The sequence below is a fragment of the Xenorhabdus eapokensis genome (assembly GCF_001908105.1).
Genome location: NZ_MKGQ01000086.1, coordinates 1 through 2,212 on the forward strand (window position 1 = coordinate 1; position 2,212 = coordinate 2,212).

At 45.3% G+C, this 2,212-nt stretch carries 7 protein-coding genes; all 7 read left to right on the forward strand.

Translation table 11 applies throughout. From position 1 onward, the window contains the following. Nucleotides 1–109, forward strand: a 109-nt coding sequence (locus tag Xedl_RS19270; RefSeq protein ID WP_208605100.1) for a phage holin family protein, incomplete at its 5' end; no start/stop codon positions are given. Continuing rightward, nucleotides 109–423, forward strand: coding sequence for a hypothetical protein (locus Xedl_RS19275; RefSeq protein WP_074025320.1), 315 nt, complete (start codon nt 109–111; stop codon nt 421–423). The genes Xedl_RS19270 and Xedl_RS19275, both read left to right, overlap by 1 nt. Before the next feature lie 2 nt (nt 424–425). Then, nucleotides 426–629: a hypothetical protein gene (locus Xedl_RS26005; protein ID WP_143187493.1), complete on the forward strand. Its 204-nt coding sequence runs from the start codon at nt 426–428 to the stop codon at nt 627–629. Nucleotides 630–632: 3 nt separating this feature from the next. Further along, on the forward strand, nt 633–1,028 hold the full coding sequence (locus Xedl_RS19280; protein WP_074025322.1) for a structural protein: 396 nt from the start codon (nt 633–635) through the stop codon (nt 1,026–1,028). Nucleotides 1,029–1,039: 11 nt separating this feature from the next. Continuing rightward, on the forward strand, nt 1,040–1,261 hold the full coding sequence (locus tag Xedl_RS19285) for a hypothetical protein (RefSeq protein ID WP_074025324.1): 222 nt from the start codon (nt 1,040–1,042) through the stop codon (nt 1,259–1,261). Beyond that, on the forward strand, nt 1,258–1,731 hold the full coding sequence (locus Xedl_RS23825; RefSeq protein ID WP_143187494.1) for a lysis protein: 474 nt from the start codon (nt 1,258–1,260) through the stop codon (nt 1,729–1,731). The genes Xedl_RS19285 and Xedl_RS23825 overlap by 4 nt, the downstream gene beginning before the upstream one ends. Before the next feature lie 16 nt (nt 1,732–1,747). Next, complete coding sequence (locus Xedl_RS19295) at nt 1,748–1,990, forward strand: DUF4752 family protein (protein WP_279625380.1); 243 nt, start codon at nt 1,748–1,750, stop codon at nt 1,988–1,990. Nucleotides 1,991–2,212: the final 222 nt, after the last annotated feature.

Consider the following 2,212-nt stretch of genomic DNA (forward strand, 5'->3'; position numbering starts at 1 on the left):
TCCTGCCAATTTTGCACCGGCTATCGGGGGTGCCATTGGGTTTATTGGCGTAGAGAAGCTACGTGAGTTTGCTGTTCGTGCCATTAATAAACGTTTGGGGGATAAATAATGACAAGAGACCAAAATTACACGGATGCCGTTCTGTCATTTGATTTATTTTGGGGTGATTTTGGTGACGGTTCTGAACGCTGCCTGAAAGACAAAATCGGCATAACCCGCAAATCGGCTCGTTGTCATATCTGCGATGAAATCATCCCCCTGAAATCCATCGCCAGATTATCAACATGGGTATTTGATGGTGAAATCATACACTATCGTTGTTGTGCAGTTTGTTGTGATGCGATGGCGAAATTTAATGGCGATGATGACGAACTCATTGATGATCGGTATGAAATGGGTGAAACATCCCGAATGAAAAGGTAATCATGAACACTTATGACTTCCCTCCTTATGGAGTTAGTAGTCGGATGTATCCAACAACCGTTGTTTTGGAACGCATCACGCATTTTCAGCCCATTGATTACAACGGTAATAGCGGTACAGCTATTTTTCTGGATACAGGGGTAGAGGTTCGCACCAGTATGTACAGTTGGGATGTCGGCAACTTGCTGAACAACAACGAGGAATAAACAGTGACCAGAGGTATTCGCAACAACAATCCGGGCAATATCCGCCACGGTGACCAATGGCAGGGACTGTGCGGCAGACAAACTGATAAGTCATTCTGTCAGTTTATCGCGCCAGAGTACGGCATTCGGGCGATGCTTAAAATCCTGCGCAATTACGTGAAACTCTACGGTGATAATACGATCCGCCAGTTTATTTCTCGTTGGGCGCCACCGAATGAAAATGACACTGAGAGCTACATCACGTATGTGAGCCAAACAGTCGGTGTATCCAGCCATGCCGTGATTGATGTTAATGACAAATCCATCATGACAGCATTGGCTAAGGCGATGATCCAGATGGAGAACGGCAAGCAGCCTTATTCTGATGACATCTTCGTACAGGCGTTTGAACTGCTATGAGGAATTGAACGATGGGTATTATTCTGGCTCCAATAATTTTTTATGTTGTCGGTTTTATTGCGGCGTTCATTATTTTTACATTGATAGAAAAACGAGCTAACGATCCGGAAGAGTACGGTGTCGTTTTGTTCATGTCAATCATATGGCCGATAGTGGTTGTTTTTACGCCGATTGTTTTTGGATTCTATCTTTTAGGCAAGAAATACAATCAATTTGTTGGTAGGCGGCCATGAAATGGCAATTAAGATTTGGTGCTGTGATTGTAGTTATCGCGCTGATGGGTTCAGCCGTATATTCCATCTATTCGGTGTATGCAGAGAACGGGAAGCTGGCGGGTGCGAATCAATCGTTGACCACTAAGCTATCTGAACAAGTTGCTATCAACGCCACCCAGCAAGAAAGCATCAAGCACCTCACAGAGTTAGATACCAAACACACTCAGGAACTCGCCAATGCCAAGACTGAAATCGACACTCTTCGGGCTGATGTTGCCGCTGGTCGTCGCAAGCTGCGCATCAAAGCCGCCTGCCCCGTGTCTGAAACCGTTACCTCCGGCAGCGTGGTCACTCCAACCACCGTCGAACTCACTGGAGAAACTGGATCTACTGTTCTCGATATCCGAGAAGGCATCATCAACGACAGGGCAAAACTGAGATATTTGCAGGAATATGTGAAGACTGAATGCAGAGGAAATAATGGGTGAGATGATTATTGGCTATATGACAGGCGGCCTCATGGTAATTGGTTACCTGTATATTTTGCTTAAGGCGATGAACTGGTTGGGCGGCCTACTGGTCAGTGCCTATTACAATCGCCGCAAGGAAGAGCGAAAGCAAAAAGCTGTTAACGAACTGTACGACGCATTTAAACTCGACCAGCTACAGGATGGTCACACTATGAAGATAGCTACGAAAGGCGGCTTAGTGATTATGATGTATCGGCAACAATCAGATGGCAAATAATAACCTGCCACCTCAGAGCAAATGATACTGAGGTGGCAGGAGTAGGTTAAGGGCAGTGTCAAGTTAGTTGTGATTAAATTATCGGGGTGGGGGATATCCACGCATTACCCAATTTAATACATTTTGTTCTACTGGGGTGTTATGAGTTGGATAGTTAAGGTCATGAATTACAGCATCATTTATTTGGTTATGCACATACTGAGCATGAGCTGCTAGCCGCGC